The sequence below is a fragment of the Desulfuromonas sp. TF genome (assembly GCF_000472285.1).
GTDB lineage: Bacteria > Desulfobacterota > Desulfuromonadia > Desulfuromonadales > ATBO01 > ATBO01.
The window spans coordinates 2,119-18,918 of record NZ_KI421421.1; the positions used below are offsets into that span (position 1 = coordinate 2,119).

Consider the following 16,800-nt stretch of genomic DNA (forward strand, 5'->3'; position numbering starts at 1 on the left):
TGTGCATGATGGAGAGATAGGCGTTGCGCATGAAATCCCCAGAGCCGCCGACGCCGTTGAGCAGACGCGAACCGTTGACCATCGACGAGTTGACGTGGGCATAAATGTCGAACTCGACGGGAGTGTTCATGGAAATCAGTCCCAGCCGCCGCACAGGTTCGGCGTGATTGGTGATCTGGATCGGCCGCAGCAAGGTCCGACTGGTGTATTTTCCCCAGTTGGCCAGCAGGCGCTTGATACCCTGGTCGGAGAGGGAAAAGGAGGCGGTCGTCACAAAATCGAGCTTGCCGGAATCAAACAGATCGAGGAGGTTGTCCTGGAAAACCTCGGTCCACACGCTCAGGTTGGTGAAGGGGCTGTCCTGGATGCCGCCGATGACGGCATTGGCGATGGACCCCACGCCCGATTGCAGCGGCAGAAGATTCTTGGGCAGGCGCCCCTGTTTCACTTCGAATTGCAGAAAATCGATGAGGTGCGCCGCGATCTCTTTGGACCTCTCGTCGGGAGGCCCCAGGGGACGTCCGACCGGATCCTTGTAGGATTCGACAATGGCCACGATCTTGTCGGGATCGCAGGGGATGCTGGTGGTGCCTATCCGGTCTCGCACGTTGTGGATGTTGTAGGCTTTCTTGTTCGGCGGCAGTTCCACCCCGACGCAGTCGTGGAGTCCTTCGAGAGAGGGGATCTTGGTGTTGATTTCGATGATGATCTTTTCCGCCCGTGCCACGATTTCCGATACGATGCCGATGGCGAGGGTTGGGACGATCCCCCCTTCTTCGGTCAGGCAGCTCGCTTCGATGATGCCGATATCGATCTTCCCGCCGTTTTCCATGGTGTAGAAGCCGTAGCCGAAATCTTGCGCGTACAGGGACAGATAGCGGTCCCCATAAGCGACTTCGCCGGCATTGATGGCCTTGCGAATGGCGGTGCCCTGCTGATGCGGCCAGCGCTTGCCTAGCATGCCGAGTTTCGCCCAGCGGTCATCGACGTCCGTCCCGATGGAGGCGCCGGTATACACATGGAAACGCATTTTCCCCATAAGATGGTTGTTCTCGATATGATCTGCCAGAGCCGCCGGCACCGTTTTCGGGTGCCCCTCGGCAAAGCCTGAAAAACCCAGATACATCCCGTCTTTGAAAAAAGGGATGGTCTGCGCGGCCCGCATTATTTTTCGATGAAGGTCGGGCCTGCGAATCCTGCTTAACAATCGATCGCTTGTTGTTGCGGACATGTGTTGCTCTCCCTTTGTTCGCTTCGAGCTGTCGCCGCTCCATGGGAAAATGATTGAACGAGGCATGGCTTTTCGTTTTCTGTTGACGTTGTAAAACATTGTTTTGCATGGACTGTGCCATACAGTCTGGGTCCCTTTTTGCCTGATCTAAGCCTTTAATATCGTGTGTTTTATTAATATTAAAGTGTTTTAAATCAATTTTATTAAACGTGCTTTATCCGAAATATCGGAGACATTGGCAGGCTGGTGAATCAAGAGATTGTATTATTGCATTCCAAGTGCCTAGAATTATTATTATTTTCGCAAATAGCATTTTATACGATATTTCGTATGATGTACTATATTTCGGATGAAACAGGGAGCTGCGTTTTACTTTGGTGCCCAGAGCACCATGCGCGGCTTTCTTTCCATCTCTTTCGCCAGCTCTTCGATTGGGCCGTATTTGATGGCGCCGGCCAAGCAGTGGTGCACACACGAGGGCTTCTGCCCCTTTCGGGTGCGCCCGGCGCACAACACGCAGGACTCGGTGGGGAAGGTGATGAAATTCAGGTAAGCCTTATCCTTCGGCAGCCGCTGGATTACCTCGATCACCCGCATGCCGCCCATGCCCGGAGGCCAGCCATACTCCTGGGCACAGGCCACCTCGCAGGCGTGACATCCGGTGCAGTATTCGTAGTCGATGAGGAGACCGAATCTTTGCTTCTTCGTCATTGTTGCACCTCCGCCGGGGTTGCTTTATAGACCTTGCACAGTCCGTGCTTGATCGGGGCACCCTGGCCGTCTTTCCCCTGGTAGCCCATGGGGAGAAGCTGATTGATATTGGATTTGAATGCGCCATGCAGGGACGGTTCGGCCCCGTCCTTCTCCGGAAACCACCAGCCATGGGCGGCCATTACCATGTAGCGCGGCACCTCCAGGGTGACCTTGGCCTTAAGCTGACACTTGCCGAACCAGTTCTCTACCCACACCCACTCGCCGCTGCCGATTCCCAGGGAAGAGGCGGTGTCCGGGTGGATCTCCACGATCGGATCCGGGTCGAGAGCCCGGAGCCAGGGAATATTGCGGTGCTCGGTGTGGTAGAGGACCGGCGAGCGGCGACCGGTGGAGAGAACGAGGGGATATTCCTTGAACCGCTCGGGCTGGCTCACCGGCGTAAAGGGGGGCTCTTCATGCAGCGGCAGGGGTTCCAGCCCCCACTCCTCGCGCAATGTCGAATAGAGTTCCACCCTACCCGACGGGGTGCAGAAACCAGGCTTCCCGTCGGGACGCAAAAGTCCTTTCTCGTGGCGCCGGTAAGGCGCCGTCGGGTGTCCTTCCGGCGGGAATGCCCATCCCTTCTCCTGGAGCTCGGCGAAGCTCATGCCCGAGGGCTTCAAAATGTCATCGAATAGTTCGTGAGTCGTGTTCCACTTGAATTCCGGGTCGAAGCGCCGCCCCAGCTCTATCGCAATCTCCGCATCGGACTTGCACTCGCCGACGCTCATGGCCTTATTGATGGTCTGCAGGGGGACCCACCAGGAACGGACGCTGTCCTTTTCGAGGAAACTTACCGCCGGCAGGACCACATCGGCCAGCTGAGTGCTCGGTGTGTGGAAGAGATCCACCGCCACCACGAAGTCAAGTGATTTGATCGCCTCCACCCAGCGCCGGGGATCGAGACCGAGCCCACCGATCAGGTTGGAGGCCGCCATCCACATGGCTTTTATCGGGTACGGCTTGCCGGTAAAGATCTGCTCGAAGGTGACGTCGGTCTGGGACCGCAGGCTGAAATTCTTGAACATGGGGTAACGGTCGGTGGCGATCCGTTTTTCTTCCTGTTCCACGGATGGAGCGAAAACGCTCTTAGTGCCGGGGAGGGCGTAGGAAACGGCGTTGAAAGCGAAGCGGGAGATGACGTTCCCACCGGGGACGTCGAGGTTTCCCGTGATGCACCAGAGATCATTGATCGCCTGGGCGGTGGGAGTCATGTTCGGGGTCATATCGATCGGCACCCCCCATTGGATGGCGGCCGGCTTTGCCCTGGCGTAGAAGCGGGCCGCCTCGGCGATGTCCTTTGCCGGCACCATGGTGATCTCGGTTACCCGCTCGAGCGGATACTTATCGATTTCCCGGCGGAAGACAGACCACACCGTCTCGCAGCGGACCCTGGACCCGTCGGCGAGACGGACTTCACGCTCTCCTTCAAGGAGCGGAGCAACCTCGTCCGAGCCCGGACGATAGGCCTGTTGGCGGGTGTCCCATACGGCCGGAGCATTCCTCCGCTCGTCCCAGACGACGAAGCTCCCGGGATCACCTCCGGCAGTCAGTTCGCTCTCCCGAAGGATCTTCCCCGTGTCGGTGCGAATAAGGTGTTGGGCGTTGGTCCACTTTTCTACAAATTCCCGGTCGTAGAGCCCCTCGTTCACGATGACGTTCAGAAACCCCATGGCCAGCGCCGCATCGGAGCCGGGTCGGACCTGCAGCCACTTCTCCGAACGCGAGGCAAACCACGACAGGCGCGGGTCGATGGTGATGAGCTTGGTGCCACGCTTCATCAGATCAATGATCCAGTGCCCGAAGAGGTTGTCCGGGCATGAGGCGGGGATATTGTAGCCCCAGATGACGATACACTCGGGAACCTGGTAGCGGGGATCGTCGTAACGGTCCGGCAACCACTGCCCGGCATCGAACACGCAGTAATCCCCCTGCACGACTTTCGTGGCGGAGATCCTTGTGGCGTAGCAGGCGTTGCCGCTCAGGGCAAAAGTGACGTTGGGACTGCCGTAGGCATAGGCGAGAACGGAAATCCAGGCGCCGATATCTCGGCCGGTTCCCATTGCGAAAATCGCGCTTTCGGCGCCGAACTCGCTACGGATCTTCTTCATCCGGGTCTCGATCAGGTCGTACGCTTCGTCCCAGGAGATCGCCTCCCATTTTCCCTCCCCGCGCTCCCCTACTCGTTTCAGCGGTCGGGTGAGACGGTCGGGGTGGTTGACGTACTGGGTCATGGCCAAAGCCCTGGCACAGAGACGGCCATGGTTCCATGGGTGTTCCGGATCGCCCTCGACTTTGAGGAGTTTGCCGTCCTTAATATGGGCGATAACTCCGCATCCGCCGTGGCAGCCCGGTCCGGCCGACCAACTCGTTGTACGCACTTTCATTATTTCGCTCACGCCATGTACCTCCCAAAATCGAAAAATGAAAACCGCCCCCCCCCCGGAATTGCATCGGGAATCCGCCAAGCCATGATGACTCAGCGCATGCCGTGGGGCACGCCTGCACCGGCAGCTTAGAAGGGGGTATCCTTGGTATTGCCAGATAAAACAATGTTTGCACTTCGGGTGCCAAAAGAGAAAGATTGTCTTAAGGTGCTGATGTGAAAGCGGTTTTTTTCTGGGATATGTTTTAAGCAGGAGTGGGTGGAGCACAAAATCTATGATATAGCGGACCGACGGATTGGGGAACATTCTTTGCCGGCGGGGCTGTTCGCTTTTAAGTATTTGGAAGTGTTGGAAAAATTGGCGAGTGGTGGAATGAGCGATATTTCGGAGGACCTATGATATTTCGTAGCGTCCGACTGTGCGTTTAATCCCCAATTTCTTCATTTTCGAATCAAGGGTGGTGGGTTTAAGGTCCAGAATTTCCGCCGCGCCGTTTTTCCCCCGGACCCGCCAGCCTGTTCTCTCCATGATGGAGACGATATGCATCCGCTCCATTTCTTCGAGCGACATGTTCTGTGATGTCGAGGTGGGAGAGTTGTCCGGCAGGTCGACTACCAGGGTTGAGGAATTGCTGAGAATCATGGCCCTCTCGATCATGTTGCGCAGTTCCCTGATGTTACCCGGCCACAGGTAGCACTCCAGTGCCTCCATGTTTTTCTTCGGAATGCGCTCGATGGTTTTCCCGAAAACAGAGCCGAACTCCCTGACGATGGCCCATACCAGCAGGGGGATGTCTTCTCGGCGGTCCCTCAACGGCGGGACCGAAATGGGAAAAACATTCAAACGGTAGTAGAGGTCTTCCCGAAATCGGCCTTCTTTGACCGCCTTGCTCAGGTCGCGGTTGGTCGCGGCGATGATCCGGACATCCACCTCGATGGGCTGCGGGCTTCCCAGGCGTTCCAATTGACCTTCTTGGAGGACCCGGAGCAACTTGGCCTGCAGATCCAAAGGGATTTCGCCGATCTCGTCGAGAAAAATGGTCGAGCCGTTGGCGGCTTCAAACCGGCCGATCTGGGTAGCCATGGCTCCGGTATAAGCCCCTTTTTCGCGTCCGAACAGTTCAGCTTCGATCAGCGTCGACGGCAAGGCCGCACAATTCAGCTTGATCATGGCGCGGGCCCTGCGCCCGCTCAGATTATGAATGGCGCGGGCCAGCAACTCCTTGCCGGTACCGGTCTCCCCGAGAAGGAGCACCGTGGCATCCGTATTGGCCACCTGCTCCACTTGCAGAAGGACTTTTCGTATGGCAACGGACTGTCCGATAATCTCCTCGTGTTTCTGCTCGATGTCAATCTGGTCGCGAAGATAGAGATTCTCGGCTTCCAGGCGGTTTTTCAGTTGCTCGATTTCAGCAAGAGCAGTTTGCATTCTCTGATCGGCCCGTTTTCGTTCCAGGGCATTGCCAAAAATCTCCCACAAGAGCCGAAGTCGTTGAATAAGCACATCGGGCCAGGTTCTTTTGACTCGGTAAGAGGCAAAGGAGAGGAGACCGAAAACAGTTCCACCTATGTTCAGCGGGATAAACAGAAAGGACTTGATGCCGCCTTGCTCCCGGCAGTATTTTTTCTCCCGCCACAGCTTGTCCGGCAGTTGGTCCACGTCTGCAACCTTGAACATCTCTCCCCGGCGCACCATGTTGGTCCAAACGGGTACCTGCTCATCAACAACAGGGGGGGGCAGGCTGATTCCCGGAAGGGCATAAGAATGGGTCATGCGCAGCGGCCCGTCTTCCGGTGAAAACTGCCAGATGCTGCACCGGTCGAACTCCAGAAATTCGGCGATCTTTTCCAGCCCCTGCTCGATCTTCCTGTCCACTTCGCCGACAGGGACATTGATGAACGCGGCCGAGAGGTCCGAGAGCAGCGCTTCGAACTTCAGGCGCTCATTCTGAATGGAATCCTTTAATTTCTGCTCGGTGATATTCCGGACGACGGCACCGACCCCAACCACTGTCCCATCCTCGCTCTTGAGCGGGTAGCAGCTGATGAGCCAGTAATGGATATCGGGAGCATCGGCCGCAGGCGACCTGGACACTTCGGACTCAAGGTTCAGCAGCGGCTTTCCCTCTTCCATGGCATGCCGGAGCAAAGGCTCCACCGCTGAAGCGACTCCCGGGTCGATTTCCCTGATGGTTCTCCCCCTGTGCTGTTCGACAGGTTTTCCATTGAGGGCCGCCATTGGCTCGTTGACCTGCACATAGCGTAAATCCCGATCCAGGACGGCAAGCGCATAGGGGGTTTCCTGACACGACTGCGCCAGCTTGTCGAACTCTTCCTGAAAAAAAATCGCGCTGGGTAAAATCATAGACTTGCCTCTGTAGTCTTGAGGACTTCTGTGCTGACTTTGGCATTAATGATTGATTATACAGGGGACAAACTTGAAAAGCTTGAATTTTTTCGGCCATTAGACCCGGAGACCGGCACTACAGGGCTCGGTAGGATTCGGGGCGCAGCGGTGTTTTACCTTCTATGGCGGCGTCGATCAGCTCCAGGGCCCGGGCCTTGCCTGCGGGCATCTCCACCTTGAGCGGCAGGTAGTTGGAAGCGTGATTGGCCATGAAAAGACCTGCGCTCAGGTGGGTGTGAGCCAGCATCTGCCGCAGTTCCCGGAGAAGCTCCTGGGGGTTGGACACCGAATGCTCTCCCCCGTACACGCGCCTGGCCAGTTCGGTCCCTTCGCATACGATAACCGACAGGGCCCCGACGTAATCCGGATCCATGGCCGTAAGCAGACGCCCGGTCTCCCGGGCATGAGCGGGGCTGCGCCCCGGAGGAGCAATCCCGAGAAGGACGGTGATCGATACCGAAATTTCCGCGGCTTTAAGCTTTTGCCCCGCCTCCATCAGCTGTTCGGCCGTTGAGTCCTTCCTTATGGTGGCCAGCGTCTCGGGGTCGCCGCTTTCGACCCCGAGATAGACGATATTGAGGCCGTTGTCGTGCAGCCAGCGCAGGTCATCTGCGCTCTTTTTCCGGACGGCGATTCCCGTGGCGTAGGTTCCAACCCGCTCGACCCATGGCAGGTACTTACGGATGGCGGGAAGCAGCCAGCGCCATTCGCCCATCGGCATGATCAGCGCGTCCCCGTCGGCTACGAAGAGCCGCTTCACCCCCCGGTAGAGCCGGGCGGCCTTTTTCAGGTCCGCCTCGAGGGTTGTGCGGTCTTTGATTCTGAACCGTTTGTCCTTGTAGCTGGCGCAGAAGGTACAGCGGTTGTGGGCGCAGCCGACGGTGGCCTGCAGGATGATCGACCGGGCTTCGCTGGGCGGCCGGTAAATGGCGCCTTCGTAATCGAGGTTTTCAGAAGTCCACACGTGTTCGATTCCTCGATGATAGGCAGCGGGTGCAGGCACTGCGGCATTGTCCGCTGCGGGAAGGACTCAGGAGATCAGGGGATTTCAGGCTGGGCGGCCATAGCGAGGGCTTGCGCATGACTGTAAACCTCGAAGGCGTCTCCGCGCACATAGCCGACCAGGGTGATGCCGGCCTGCTCGGCCATCTTGATGACCATGTCGGTGGGGGAGGTGCGCGAGGCGATCAGGACGATGCCGAGCCGTATCGCCTTGGCGACCATCTCGGTGGAGACCCGCCCCGAGGTGACGAGAAGCTTCCCGTGCAGGTCGAGGTTTTTAAAGAGCGCCTCACCGGCGATGCGATCAAGGGTGTTGTGACGGCCGAGATCTTCGGAGTAGATCAGCAGCTGCTGTCCGTCGCCCACTGCCGCCGAGTGGATGCCCCCATGGGCCCGATAGTTCTCGGCTCTTTCGGCCAGCTCCCGCATCAGGGCGAAGATCTGTTGTGGGGTGAAGCGGACGCGGGTTTCACCGGAGTCCGCTCTTTTATCTGGCGGGGTGGGGAGCTGAAAAGTGATTCCGCTTCCGCAGCCCGAGGTGAGGGTGAGACCAAGTCGCTCGGGGACCTCGCCGCGGATGCGTACCTTGGCCGTCCCGAAGTCGTCGCAGACGCCAAGGCTCAGGATATCATCCAGGCTCCGGATGAATCCCTGCAGGCGCAGGAACCCGACAACCAGAAAGTTGAGTTGATGGGGGGAGGCGATCAGGGTGGCGAGATCCCGGCCGTTGACTTCGAGGCGCAGCGGATATTCCTGGACAACCTGGCGTTCTACATGGGTCAGAGAGCCCTGCTTGTAGCGCAGAACCAAGTGGCGGCGATTCTGTTCCATGCCTTGGGCCTTCTTCGTCACTTGCAGGTCTTGATCAGAACCAGTCTCTGTGATGGCGCAAATCCCTTCGCAAACAGAAACTTCTGGAGGTCAAAGTTCTTCCACGAAACCTGGGTCCGCACCGAATCGACCTTCAGGTTCGACAGATTGATCAGCAGCTGGGAGAGCAGGGCATGCCCCACGCCGGTTCCTTTGAAGACCGGGTGGACGCCGATGGCATCGATGACCGCCGCCTGATCCGCCTTGCCATATTCGCCGTAATCGAGCCGTGCCATGATGAATCCGGCCACGTTGTTGGAATCCTCGGCCACCAGGGATACCCGGATCCCCGTTTCGACCAGCATCTCCCTGAACTTGAGCTCATAATAGGAGGAATTGTCCCTCCCCGTAAGTTTGCTGTCGATGCGAACGACGGCGTCCAGATCCTCCTCACGCAGGGAGCGGACCAGGTACCTGTCCCTGGACAGAAGACTGTAATCATCGCCTCCGGGTCCGTGAACCCGCCAGACGCTGTCCATTTTCACCGGATTCACCTCGGTGATTTTTTCCTCCAGCGGCGACGTGTCGCGCTCAATGATGCGACTGGGCGCCAGCTTGAACCCTCTGGAGGAGAGAAAGCTGGACATCACGTGATCCGTCCAGGCGGCCTGCGTGCCCAAGGTGTCGATCCCCTTCTTGTCCATCCGCTGTTCAATGCCGGAGAGCACCGCCTTGCCGATCCCCTTGCGCTGGACATCGGGATCGACGCCGATGATATCCAGAACGGCCACCGGCCGGGTCGCGCCGTACTCGCCCGCCTGGAGCCGGGCGAAACCGTAGCCGACAATCTTCTCCCCGTCGAGAGCCGCGCAGGTGATGAAGCTCTCCGGAGTCGCCGTCGCCACGGCGAGACGCTTTTCGAAGAATGCCTTACGCGGTCGACCGGCTATCCGGCTTTCAATTTCCGAAATCCGGTCCAGATCGTTGGGGCGGAGTGATCGAAGCGTGAGAGCGGACATTCCTTTGTCTCCTTTTTATTAACAGCAGATGGCGCCGATTATTTCAAGGCCGCTGTATACGTCCGACTATTCCCCTGCTTCGGGGTTCGGGGGAGAGGTCAGCGCCTCGGTCAGCACATATGCCGCCTGAAGAGCCGAAGTGGGGCAGAGCGGAAAGCATTCCTTGCAGTCCCAGCATTCCTTGGCGGCGATCTCCGGGATGAAGGCGATCTCCCGCTTCGCTCCCCGGTCAAAAAAGCTGACGGCGAACTTCTTCTTGACCTCGGCGCAATATCTCACGCACAGACCGCAGAGGATGCAGAACGAGGACTCCTGTTCAAAACGATTCCTGTCCGCGCCATATTCCTGGGCCAGTTCCTGCAATTGTTCAGAATCGGGGGCATGGGCCAGCATCTGCTCCACCAGCACCTTGCGAATCTTGTCTATCTTCGCGGTTCTGGTCCTGACCACCAGGCCTTTTTCCACCGGATGCTGACAGGCGGCGATGAGATTTGTCCTCCCATTGGCATCCGCCTCAACCGTGCAGATCCGGCAGGCCCCATAAGGCGACAATCTCTCATGGTCACAGAGGGTGGGAATCGAGACACCCACGCTCCGTGCCGCCTCCAGAACGGTCGTTCCTTCCTTGGCGGAAACTTCTTTTCCATCAACCTGCAAGTTGATTTCATTCATGATATCACCTTCTCAGTAAACTCAGATGGCTAAGCAAAAATTTCGTCCTAAAGGCTTGGTGTTTTTCAGGGGCGAAGGCATATCATCAGGTATGTCGAGGTCCTGAAAAAACGCCGTAACGCCGTAGGGCGGACTTTTTGCGACGCCATCATCCTATGATTCTTGCTTCTTCAGGGATGGAAGACGGCACGGGTTCGCCGGAAATTTTTCTCACTGCGCCGAAGGCTTTGGGGCAGGCTTCGATACAGGCCCCGCACTTGGTGCATTTGTCCTGGTCGATGACGTGGATCCGCTTCTTTCCGCCTTCGATCGCTTCCGCCGGGCACTTCCTGAAGCAGGCACCGCAGCCCTTGCATTTTTCCACGTCGATGTGAAAGGCGATCAGCTCCTTGCAGGAGAGCGCCGGACACCTCTTCTCGTTGATATGCGCCTCATACTCATCCCTGAAGTAGTGCAAGGTGCTGAGGACCGGGTTTGGGGCGGTTTTACCCAGGGCGCACATGGAAGATCCCTTGGTGGCCTCGGCCAGCTCCTCCAAACGTTCGATATCCCCCTCTTTCCCCAACCCCTTGGTCAGGTTGGTCAGGATCTTCAGCATCTGCCGGATGCCTTCGCGACAGGGAGTGCATTTGCCGCAGGATTCGTCGCTGAGGAAGGCCAGGAAGTATCTGGCGATATCGACCAGACAGGTATCCTCGTCCATGACGATCATCCCGCCTGAACCCATCATGGCGCCGGCCCGGGTCAGCTCGTCAAAGTCGACCTTGATGTCCAGGAGATTTTCCGGGATGCAGCCTCCCGACGGTCCGCCCGTCTGCACCGCCTTGAACTTTTTGCCGCCGGGAACCCCGCCGCCGATCTTAAAGATGATGTCTTTCATGGAGACACCCATGGGCACCTCGACCAGGCCGGTGTTGTTCACCTTGCCGACGAGCGAAAAGATCTTGGTTCCCTTGCTTCCTTCCGTGCCGATCGAACTGAAGAAATCGGCTCCTTTATTTATGATCAGAGGAATATTGGCCCATGTCTCGACATTGTTTATATTGGTCGGCTTCCCCCAGAGTCCCTTGGTCGCAGGGAAGGGCGGTCTCGCATTCGGTTCTCCCGGCTTGCCTTCCAGAGAATTGAGGAGCGATGTTTCCTCGCCGCAGATAAAGGCTCCGGCCCCCCGATGCACCTTGACGGTGAAATCGAAACCGGAACCAAGGATGTTTTTGCCGAGAAGACCGTACTCCTCTGCTTTCTTGATGGCGATCGCCAGATTGGATACGGCCAGGGGATATTCCTGGCGAACGTAGACATATCCCTCGTTCGCACCGATGGCATAGGCGCCGATCATCAATCCCTCGAGCACGGCAAAGGGGTTGCCCTCCATCACCGAACGGTCCATGTAGGCACCCGGGTCGCCCTCGTCGCAGTTGACGATGACGTACTTCTGATCGCCCGGAGCGTTACGGGCAAAATCCCACTTCACTCCCGACGGGAAGCCCGCGCCGCCTCGCCCCCGCAGTTTTGCGTTCTTCACCTCACCGACGACCTGTTCGGACGTCATCTCGAAGAGCGTCTTGACCAGAGCCTGATAACCTTCGACAGCGAGATAATCTTCCAGACTTTTGGGATCGATCTTTCGATTGGAACCGAGAACAAGCCTTTCCTGGTTCTTGTAGAAAGGAATATCTTCTTCTTTGATTGCTTTTTCACCGGTGTTCGGATCGACATAGAGCAGGCGCTCAATAACCCTCTTCTCTTTTATCGTCTCCGAAATTATTTCGGCCATGTCTTCCGGCTGCACCTTGAGGTAACAGATCCCCTCAGGATAGATGACAACGATGGGCCCCTGCTCGCAAAAGCCGTGACAGCCGGTCCTTCTGTTGACAACTTCAGCCTCGACGCCTTGCTTTTTGATTTCCTCTTCAAGCGCCGCGGCAACTTTTCCGGTTCCGGTCGCATGACAGGCACTCCCGGAACAGAGCGTAATGCAAGGCTTGTTCGGATCTCTTTGGGAGAGGATCTCCTTCCGGAAATCTTCCAATTCGGCAGGTGAATTTATTCTTGGCATAATCGCTCCCTACTCACACGCACATTTTTTCAAGACATCAGCTGTCCCGGCCTGTTCCAGTTGCTTCAGGACTTCTGCCGTCTCGGGCTTATCCACGTTGCCATGGATTTCGCCATCCACGACCATCACCGGTCCCAAGGCACAGCAGCCGAGGCAGCTTACGGTCTCCACGCTGAAGTTCAAGTCGGAGTCGGTTTCACCGGGTTTGACTCCCGTCACTTCCTCGACCGTCTCGATGATGCCCTGGGCGCCACGAACATGGCAGGCCGTCCCCACACAGACGTGAATCTCATGCCGACCCTTGGGAGTGAGACTGAAGTGCTTGTAGAATGTGGTGATATGCTGGATGCGGCTCAAGGGAACATCCAATTTCTCGCTGACACGCGTCAACGCCTCTTTGGGGAGCCATTTGTTTTCGCTCTGGATGTCCAGCAATATCTGTATCAGCGAACTGGCTTCGCCGTGATGCTCCTCAATAATCTGATCGACTCTGCCGATATCCATGTCGTCGTCCTTATCTCTCTGCTGCGAATAAGTGTAGATCCAACTTTTAACTGGCCAGAGCGTAACGTTTCAGCTCCTCATCGAAGCGGACCAGACCGAGTCTTGAAGACATGCTGAGATGCCTGGATACTTCCGCCGCTTCAAGGCCAAGCCCTTCGGCAATGTCCCGGGCGGAGAGGGGATCCTTCTGCAAGAGCAGCATGATCTGGCTTATGGCCAATTTATCTGTCACCAGTTCCTTGAAGAGCTGATTGAACTTGGCACTGGCGAAATACTCTTTGTACTCTTCCTCGGTCTTGAAACGCACCCGCAACCTCTCCCGCTCCACCAGCTTGGCATAAGGGAGGAGTTTCGATACCGCTTCCAGTTTGAGCTTCAATGCGCTGTCGGTTATGCCCTCGCTTTTGCCGAGGGGCCCCAGCTGCTTGAGCTGCTTGCCGAAGTCATTCATGATCTCGGCATAACGCATCCCTTCGGAGGCGGAAATCCACTCCAGCCTTAAACGATCAGGGTTCACGCCGATGTACTCCAGCAATTTCTTGCCCAGATGCATGTTAAATAATGCATCGTAGTTTCCTTCGGTCACGTAATGGCATTCGCCAAGCCAGCAACCGCCGATAAACACCCCGTCCGCTCCTTTTGAGAAAGCCCGGAGCACGAAGGCGATGTCAACCCTGCCGGTGCACATGACGCGGATGATCTTTGTTTCTGTACTATATTGTTGCCTGGAAACTCCAGACAGGTCCGCAGCCCCGTACGCTCACCAAGTGCACAGAAAGCCGATGACGCTGGGCTTGTACTCGAATCCCGCAGCCATATTGATCTCCTTTCTAGTCAGTCGTCAAAATCCACTTTCCGGTCAGTGGGTCGTTTTCTCAACCGCATGGTCGATCTGGGCGAAGATCTCTTCGTCCGTATAGTGCTTCAGGTAGATGGCACCGGTCGGACATTTGGCGTTGCACAGGCCGTCGCCCTTGCACAGTACCGCCTCCACCCGGGCCTTTTTCCCCTGCGGCGTCTCATAGAAGTCGATGGCGCCGTATTTGCAGGCCGTGATGCAGGCTCCGCAGGCTACACAGTTATGCTCTTTGACGTCGCAGACAGACCCTGAGGCGGTGACCGAATCCCCCGAGAGGATGCAGACGGCGCGGCCCGCGGCCCCGTAGGCCTGGCTGATCGTTTCCGATATATGCTTCGGATAATGGGCCGTACCGCACAGGAAGACCCCGTCTGCGGCAAAGTCGACGGGCCGCAGCTTCACATGGGCCTCCTGGAAGAAGCCGTCCGGATTCATCGAAAGCTTGAACAGACGGCCCACGTCCTGGGTGGTTTCGGCGGGAAGGACCGCGGCGGACAGCACGACCAGATCGGCCTCCAGTTCAATCCTCTGCCCCAGAACGGGATCGGTCACCGTCACCTGCAGAGCGTCTCCCGCGGCTTCCACCAGCGGCTTGTCCTGCGGCTCGAAGCGGATGAACTTGATGTCCTTGCTCGCCGCCTCACGGTAAAAGTCCTCCTTGAAGCCGTAGGTTCTCATGTCCCTGAAGAGGATGTGAATATCGATTTCGGGATTGATCTCCTTGAGCTTCAGGGCGTTCTTTATGGCATGGCTGCAACAGACGCGGCTGCAGTAATTTCTGTCTTCCTGCCGGCAGCCGACGCACTGGACCATCACCAGGCTCTGGGCGCCGAGCACTTTTTCGTCCTGGCTGGAGATTCCGCCTTCCAGTTCCAGCTGAGTCAAGACGCGGTCGTCCTGACCATAAAGGTATTCGGTGGGCCGATACTCCTGAGCGCCGGTGGCGATAATGGCAATCCCATGGAGGATCTTCCGGGGTTTCCTTCCCTTTGTGTCGACCGTGGTCGTGAAGTTCCCGACATAACCGCTCACTTTGGTGATGGTGGACTCGGTCGCCACACGGATCAGGGGATGCTGGTAAACCTTGCGGATCAGAGAGTTCAAATGCTCCTGAACATCCATCCCTTCCAGGGTGGAATGGATTCTCCTGGCCATTCCTCCGAGGTCCGCATCCTTTTCGATCAGGTGAACCTCGAAACCCTGCTGCGCCATGTTCAGGGCGCTGGTCATGCCGGCCAGGCCGCCTCCGATCACCAACGCCGTCTTGTCGACCGGCAGCTCGAACTCCTCCAGAGGCTCCAGGTGGGCGGCGCGGGCAACAGACATCCGGACGATGTCCTTGGCCTTCTGGGTGGCGTTTTCCTTCTCGCGCGAGTGGACCCAGGAGCAATGTTCCCGGATATTGGCGAACTCGAAGAAATATTGGTTGAGGCCCGCTTCACGACAGGTGTCCCGGAAGAGCGGTTCGTGGGTCCGGGGCGTGCAGGCCGCCAGCACCACGCGATTGAGGCCTTTTTCAACGATGGCGTCCGATATCTGCTTGGCGTTTTCCGTGGAGCAGGCGAAAAGGTTCTCACCGGCCCAGGAAACTCCCTTCAGGGTGGAGGCGTATTCCACCAGGGCAGGGATGTCGACGGTCCGGCCGATGTTGGCGCCGCAGTGGCAGACGACCACCCCGATTTTGAGTTCCTCCTCGGAGACGTCGCGCTCCTCCGGGTAGACCCTCTCCCTGCTCAACCTGTTGCGTCGATAGTTGAGAAGCTCTCCCACCAGGGCATCGGCGCCGCTGGCGGTGACGACGGACTCGGGAATATCCAGAGGTCCTTGGAACGCCCCGCTGACGAAAACCCCCTCGCGGGTGGTCTGGATGGGATTTTTCGGATTGATCTTGCAGAATCCCTTGTCATTGAGCTCGATGCCGAATTTCCGGGCCAGTCCCTCGAAGTCTTTCGGAGGATTCAAGCCGACCGAGAGCACCACCAGGTCGAATTCCTCTTCCTTGACTCCGTCATCGAGAGTGGAGTATCGGATGGTGACATTCTTGGATTCTTCGATCTCCCTGCCCACCTGGACGTAGCTGCGTATGAAGCGCACGTCCGAAAGCTTCTCCGCGCGCTGGTAGAAGCGCTCGAAATCCTTGCTGAAAGCGCGGATATCGTTATGGAAGATGGTGGCGTTGAGGCTGGCGTCATGGTCTTTGGCCAGGATCACCTGCTTCTGGGTATAGGCGCAGCACACCGCGGAGCAGTAGCTGTTGCCCCCCTCGAGGTTGGCCTGCCGCGAGCCGACGCACTGAATCCAGGCGATCTTGTGGGGGTGTTTCTTGTCGGAGGGACGCTTTACCTCGCCCTCATAAGGTCCGGTCGCGCACAGGATCCGTTCGAAATCGAGACTGGTGACGACGTTTTCCATGATGCCGTAGCCGAAGTCGTTCCGAAGCTTCGGATCGAAGGTGTCGAAGCCGGGAGAGAGGAGAATCGCTCCGACCTCCACTTCCACCTTCTCGGGCTTCTGATGGAAATCAAAGGCCTTTGCCTTGCAGACGTTCACGCAAGCCTGACACTTCCCCTCTTTGAGGTACAGGCAGGTCTCGGGATCCACGTACGTGACCAGAGGCTCCGCCTGGGAAAAGTGGATGTGGACGGCTTTGCTCGAAGACAGGTTCTGATTGAACGCATCGGGGATCTTGACCGGGCAGTAGTCCACGCAGATGTTGCAGCCCGTGCACTTCTCCTCGATGATGTACCTGGGCTTTTTTATGAGCGTGACCTTGAAGTCCCCCGCCTCGCCCTCCACTCTGTCTACTTCGGTATAGGTCAGGATCTCTATATTGGGATTCCTCGCGCACTCGATGAACTTGGGGGACTCGATGCACATGGAGCAGTCACCGGTGGGGAAGGTTTTGTCCAGCTGGGCCATCTTTCCGCCGAGCGCGGGCGACTTGTCGACCAGGTAAACATAGAAGCCGGAAGCAGCGAGGTCCAAAGCGGCCTGAATGCCGCTTATCCCACCACCGACAACCAGCACATCGCCCATGTTTCTGCCCGCGGATTTATCAATCGGTTGTCTTGCGACTGGAGTGTTTTCCACTTTATTCT

At 57.5% G+C, this 16,800-nt stretch carries 12 protein-coding genes; all 12 read right to left on the minus strand.

The annotated features are described in order from the left end of the window. Positions 1 to 1,231, minus strand: a 1,231-nt coding sequence (locus tag DTF_RS23175) for an acetyl-CoA hydrolase/transferase C-terminal domain-containing protein (RefSeq protein ID WP_226989301.1), incomplete at its 3' end; no start/stop codon positions are given. Positions 1,232 to 1,600: 369 nt separating this feature from the next. Then, complete coding sequence (locus tag DTF_RS0111235; protein ID WP_027715396.1) at positions 1,601 to 1,942, minus strand: 4Fe-4S dicluster domain-containing protein; 342 nt, start codon at positions 1,940 to 1,942, stop codon at positions 1,601 to 1,603. Then, a complete protein-coding gene (locus DTF_RS0111240) occupies positions 1,939 to 4,371 on the minus strand; it encodes a molybdopterin-dependent oxidoreductase (protein ID WP_035056897.1) in 2,433 nt (810 codons plus the stop codon). Before DTF_RS0111240 ends, DTF_RS0111235 begins: the two co-directional genes overlap by 4 nt. A 393-nt stretch (positions 4,372 to 4,764) precedes the next feature. Then, positions 4,765 to 6,735: a sigma 54-interacting transcriptional regulator gene (locus tag DTF_RS0111250; RefSeq protein WP_027715398.1), complete on the minus strand. Its 1,971-nt coding sequence runs from the start codon at positions 6,733 to 6,735 to the stop codon at positions 4,765 to 4,767. Between the two features lie 118 nt (positions 6,736 to 6,853). Next, positions 6,854 to 7,741: a radical SAM protein gene (locus tag DTF_RS0111255; protein ID WP_035056899.1), complete on the minus strand. Its 888-nt coding sequence runs from the start codon at positions 7,739 to 7,741 to the stop codon at positions 6,854 to 6,856. A 74-nt stretch (positions 7,742 to 7,815) separates the two neighbouring features. Then, on the minus strand, positions 7,816 to 8,610 hold the full coding sequence (gene fdhD, locus DTF_RS0111260; protein ID WP_035056902.1) for a formate dehydrogenase accessory sulfurtransferase FdhD: 795 nt from the start codon (positions 8,608 to 8,610) through the stop codon (positions 7,816 to 7,818). A gap of 17 nt (positions 8,611 to 8,627) precedes the next feature. Beyond that, positions 8,628 to 9,608: a GNAT family N-acetyltransferase gene (locus DTF_RS26115; protein WP_035056905.1), complete on the minus strand. Its 981-nt coding sequence runs from the start codon at positions 9,606 to 9,608 to the stop codon at positions 8,628 to 8,630. Positions 9,609 to 9,674: 66 nt separating this feature from the next. Beyond that, the gene (locus tag DTF_RS0111270; RefSeq protein ID WP_027715401.1) at positions 9,675 to 10,280 is read right to left on the minus strand and encodes a 2Fe-2S iron-sulfur cluster-binding protein; all 606 of its coding nucleotides are present in this window, start codon (positions 10,278 to 10,280) and stop codon (positions 9,675 to 9,677) included. 148 nt (positions 10,281 to 10,428) lie between these two features. After that, positions 10,429 to 12,339 (minus strand): NADH-quinone oxidoreductase subunit NuoF, encoded by a 1,911-nt coding sequence (nuoF, locus tag DTF_RS0111275; protein WP_027715402.1) that lies wholly within the window; start codon positions 12,337 to 12,339, stop codon positions 10,429 to 10,431. A 9-nt stretch (positions 12,340 to 12,348) separates the two neighbouring features. After that, a complete protein-coding gene (locus DTF_RS0111280; RefSeq protein ID WP_027715403.1) occupies positions 12,349 to 12,843 on the minus strand; it encodes an NAD(P)H-dependent oxidoreductase subunit E in 495 nt (164 codons plus the stop codon). 46 nt (positions 12,844 to 12,889) lie between these two features. Continuing rightward, positions 12,890 to 13,660 carry a hydrogenase iron-sulfur subunit gene (locus DTF_RS0111285; RefSeq protein WP_081702927.1) on the minus strand — a complete coding sequence of 257 codons (771 nt, stop codon included), beginning with the start codon at positions 13,658 to 13,660 and terminating at the stop codon, positions 12,890 to 12,892. A gap of 42 nt (positions 13,661 to 13,702) precedes the next feature. Beyond that, positions 13,703 to 16,738, minus strand: a complete 3,036-nt coding sequence (locus DTF_RS0111290; RefSeq protein WP_035056908.1) for a CoB--CoM heterodisulfide reductase iron-sulfur subunit A family protein — start codon at positions 16,736 to 16,738, stop codon at positions 13,703 to 13,705. Positions 16,739 to 16,800: the final 62 nt, after the last annotated feature.

Excerpts from the sequence above, each read along its gene's own strand:
- DTF_RS0111235 (WP_027715396.1), bottom strand. The coding sequence starts at position 1,942 with ATGACGAAGAAGCAAAGATTCGGTCTCCTCATCGACTACGAATACTGC.
- DTF_RS0111240 (WP_035056897.1), bottom strand. The coding sequence starts at position 4,371 with ATGAAAGTGCGTACAACGAGTTGGTCGGCCGGACCGGGCTGCCACGGC.
- DTF_RS0111250 (WP_027715398.1), bottom strand. The coding sequence starts at position 6,735 with ATGATTTTACCCAGCGCGATTTTTTTTCAGGAAGAGTTCGACAAGCTG.
- fdhD (WP_035056902.1), bottom strand. The coding sequence starts at position 8,610 with ATGGAACAGAATCGCCGCCACTTGGTTCTGCGCTACAAGCAGGGCTCT.
- DTF_RS26115 (WP_035056905.1), bottom strand. The coding sequence starts at position 9,608 with ATGTCCGCTCTCACGCTTCGATCACTCCGCCCCAACGATCTGGACCGG.
- DTF_RS0111270 (WP_027715401.1), bottom strand. The coding sequence starts at position 10,280 with ATGAATGAAATCAACTTGCAGGTTGATGGAAAAGAAGTTTCCGCCAAG.
- nuoF (WP_027715402.1), bottom strand. The coding sequence starts at position 12,339 with ATGCCAAGAATAAATTCACCTGCCGAATTGGAAGATTTCCGGAAGGAG.
- DTF_RS0111280 (WP_027715403.1), bottom strand. The coding sequence starts at position 12,843 with ATGGATATCGGCAGAGTCGATCAGATTATTGAGGAGCATCACGGCGAA.
- DTF_RS0111290 (WP_035056908.1), bottom strand. The coding sequence starts at position 16,738 with ATGGGCGATGTGCTGGTTGTCGGTGGTGGGATAAGCGGCATTCAGGCC.